This is a genomic window from Paraburkholderia agricolaris (genome assembly GCF_009455635.1).
Taxonomy (GTDB): Bacteria; Pseudomonadota; Gammaproteobacteria; order Burkholderiales; family Burkholderiaceae; genus Paraburkholderia; species Paraburkholderia agricolaris.
Map to the genome: position 1 here is coordinate 2,620,136 of NZ_QPER01000001.1, position 3,637 is coordinate 2,623,772.

The 3,637-nt window shown below is 64.8% G+C and carries 1 protein-coding gene; it reads right to left on the minus strand.

The window, feature by feature from the left end; all coding sequences use genetic code 11:
- Nucleotides 1–213: 213 nt before the first annotated feature.
- A complete protein-coding gene (locus tag GH665_RS11665) occupies nt 214–3,621 on the minus strand; it encodes a non-ribosomal peptide synthetase (protein WP_167530941.1) in 3,408 nt (1,135 codons plus the stop codon).
- Nucleotides 3,622–3,637: the final 16 nt, after the last annotated feature.

Below are 3,637 nucleotides of genomic sequence, written 5' to 3' on the forward strand. Positions count from 1 at the left end.
AAACGCTGGTAGTTTTTTAGAAACGGCGAACGCCGGCATGACGCTCAATCGGTTGATCGAGGTATGCCGTCGAGCGCCCACTCGAATGGTAATGATTCTTATTACTGATGCAAATTACGAATACTAAACGGAATCATTCCCATTACGCAACTCATTACGCAAGTTTTTGGGCCGATGGCTTTCAAGCCGATATGACGGCCCCACCGGCGCTCATCACCCCACCGGTTGCTCGCGTAAGCGCGCCTGTTCGCGTGCACGTTCCTCGAAGCGCGCGCGCTCGGCGGGATCCATCGCGTCGAGCTTCAGACGCAATTTCGCGGTTCGTTCGAGCACGTCCGGTGCGCCGTGCAACGCCGCCAGCGCTTGCGCGAGATCGGCGACGCCTGGATGCTCGAAGATGAGCCCGGGCAACACGTCGATACGCAGCAGATCGCGAACACGCGACGCCAGCCGGATCACGAGCAGCGAATCGCCGCCGAGTTCGAACAGGCTGTCGTGAATGCCGACGCTGTCGCGCTCCAGCAACATGGCCAGGTTACGTGCGAGCAGGGTTTCGAGCGCGCTGCGCGGCGCCGTTTCCGCGCTTGCGCCGGGATGGCCGCCAGATGCTCGGCCGGGTTCGGCCAGCACCCGTCGATCGATCTTGCCGTTCGGCAGACGCGGCATCGCCGCCATGACGACGACGCGCGCCGGCACCATCGGCTCCGGCAAGCGTTCGCCGAGCGCGCCACGGATTGCCGTTTCGGTGAGCGCAGCGTCGTCGCAGGTGATAAAGGCCGCCAGATAGCGATGCGCGTCGTCGCCGAATGCGCGCACCACCGCCTGGCCGACACCCGGTATGGCGAGCAGCGCCGCTTCGATTTCAACGAGTTCGATGCGAAAACCGCGCAGCTTGATCTGGTCGTCCGCGCGGCCCGCCAACTGGATGCCGCCGGCCGGCAGATAGCGCGCCAGGTCGCCGCTGCGGTACAGACGCTCGCCGGGCCGGAACGGATCGTCGATGAAGGCGCTGTTTTGGGCAGCATGGCCCGACGCGTCGAGATATCCGCGGCACAACTGGGCGCCGCCGATAAACACCTCGCCGAGCACGCCGACCGGCGCGAGCCGTTGCGCCGCGTCGAGCACGTAGACGCGGCAATTCGGCAGCGGCGTGGTGAGCGCAAGCGTGTCGGCCGGCATGGGTTCGAGCGCACTCTCCCCTTCGATCCCCGCACCAAATTCATGAATCAGCACGCCGATCGTCGTCTCCGTTGGACCGTAGTGATTGAAAATCCGGCATGCCGGCTCGATCGCGCGAACCTTGTCGGCAAGACGCCGCGGCACCGGTTCGCCACCGAGAATCAGCGTATGCGGCACGACGGCGCCGTGCGTATCCAGCAACGCGTCGAGATGCGAGGGCGTGATCTTCACGCAATCGATCGACTGGTCGCGCAGGAAGCGCGCGAATGCAGCCGCGTCATGTGTGTCGTGAGCGTTCGCGACGACGAGGCACGCGCCGTTGTACAGTGCGCCAAATAATGCGGTATTGCCGAGATCGGCGGCGACAGTCGAAGTCAGCGCAACGCGGCGCACACGATCAAGGCCAAGCGTTGCGCTCACGCCCGCTACATAGTTCAGCAATTGCCGGTGTTCAATGACGACGCCCTTCGGCGCGCCGGTCGAACCAGATGTAAACAGGACGTAGGCCGCGTCAGCCGGTTCCGGTTTGTGAAGTTCAGCCGCCGCCTTCACCGTTGACGGAGGTGACGCGATTTCGAACGATGCGGCGTCGAGTACGGCATACGACGCGCTCGCCAGATCGTCCGCGTTCAACGATGCGTAGTCGTCACGCAGACACAGCACGAGCGACGGCTTCGCCTGCGCCACAATCGCGCGACGCCTCGCTGCGGGCCACGCAGGATCGAGCGGCAAATACGGTGCGCCGGCCTGCATCACCGCCAGCAAGGCGACGACTTGTGCGACGGAGCGCGGCATCGCCAAAGCGATCGGCGTGCCGCGTGGCGCGCCCAGTGCCGCGAGTTGCGATGCGAGTCCCGTGACGCGTGCGTGCAGTTCGCGGTAGCTCAGCATTACTCCGTCGGCGGCCAGTGCGGGTGCGTCTGGCGTGCGCGTTGCCCAACGCTCGATCCGCTCGCTGACGGTCGATGCAAATTGAACGGGTGCGCCGCTTACATCGAGCGACGCGCCGCGCCAGTCGAGCAAAGCTCGTTCCGATACCGCGGTCGTTAACGGCAACTCGGCGATTCGATCCTTGCGCCGCGTCGTCAGCGAAGGCAACGTCGTCAGCACGTTCACATATTGATCGAGCAGCACGGCCATTGCGTCATGCGGATAAACACCGTGCGCGTAATGCAAGGCGACACGGACGATCCGCCCATCGGCGTCGATATCGGCTTGCAAGCCCAGTTCGCAGTCCGGCGACGGACCGTGCAACGCATCGATTTCCGCCGACAACGGCAATGAGCCCGCGCCGCCGATCGCAAGCGTCACAGCCGGATCTGCGTGAACGAAGGCCACACGTTGTGCCGGCGCGGTGAGCAAAGCCGGATGCGACGAAGCATATTCCTGCCACCGCCGATGCGTCACGAGGGTTGTTTGCAACGCCTGTGCGGTGTCGATAAAACGGTCTTCCGGCGCGCAGCGTAGCAAAACCGGCAGCATCTGCTGATACGCGCCGATCCCGTCTCGCAGCATGTCGTAGTCACGCCGGCAGTCGTGCTGCCAGGCGCCGTGCCACGCCGACGCGCCGCTCACGCGCGCGAGCACGATCCACCATGCCGCCTGAGCAATGACGTCGGCCGAAAGCGCATGGTCGCGTGTGAAAACATCGTACATGGCGTCGCGGGTTGTCGCGCCGAGTTCGAACGCAAGAGGCTGCGCTGCACGCTTTCGCGCGCCCTCGGCGGCCGCTCGCCGTCGATACGGCAACCCTGCCGCGTCTTGCGTTTGCGCGGCGACGTCGGCGGCATAAGCGCGCCAATAGTCGGCGGCGGCGGGCGCATCGCCATCCCGGCTCAATTCGTCGCGCCATTCGACAAATTGCGTGTATTGCACGGGCTCATCGCTCGCTTCGTCCGCTTCGTCCGCCCCGGATGCTTCGCACGACGTATAAGCGTCGACGGTTGCACGCAACAACGCGGCAAGACTCGCATCGTCCGCTGCCGCACGAGAGGCGATCAGCACGAGACGCGCGGTATTCGCATCCGCGCGCAACAACACCGCGCGCAGCGGATGCGTGTCCTCACGGCACAACGCCGGCGCATCCAGCGCGGGCGAGATGCGCGCGATGGCTTCCTGTTCGGCTTCAGCAAGCGTCGCCAGCGTGCATGCGACGCGCTCGATCGAAGGCACCGTCAACGCGTATGGGAATTGTCTGGGCTGCACATAACCCGGCACGTGCCGGAACGCTGTCTGCGTGATCTCATGACGTGCGCAGACGCTTGCAAATGCATCGGCGAGTCGCGCGTCGTCAAACGGGCCGCGCAAGGTCGCGCCCAACACGGCAGGCACGTCACGCCTGCCATCGGCGTTCGCCGTTGTGCCTTGCGCTGTCAGCACCAGCCGTTGCGCCGGCGACAGCGCCAGGCCGTCCTGGTCCATCTGTTCTGCGAAATCGTTCATCGTCTCTGCCTGCAAT

Bases quoted from the DNA above. Each gene is read 5' to 3' on its own strand.
- GH665_RS11665 (WP_167530941.1), bottom strand. From the start codon at position 3,621: ATGAACGATTTCGCAGAACAGATGGACCAGGACGGCCTGGCGCTGTCG.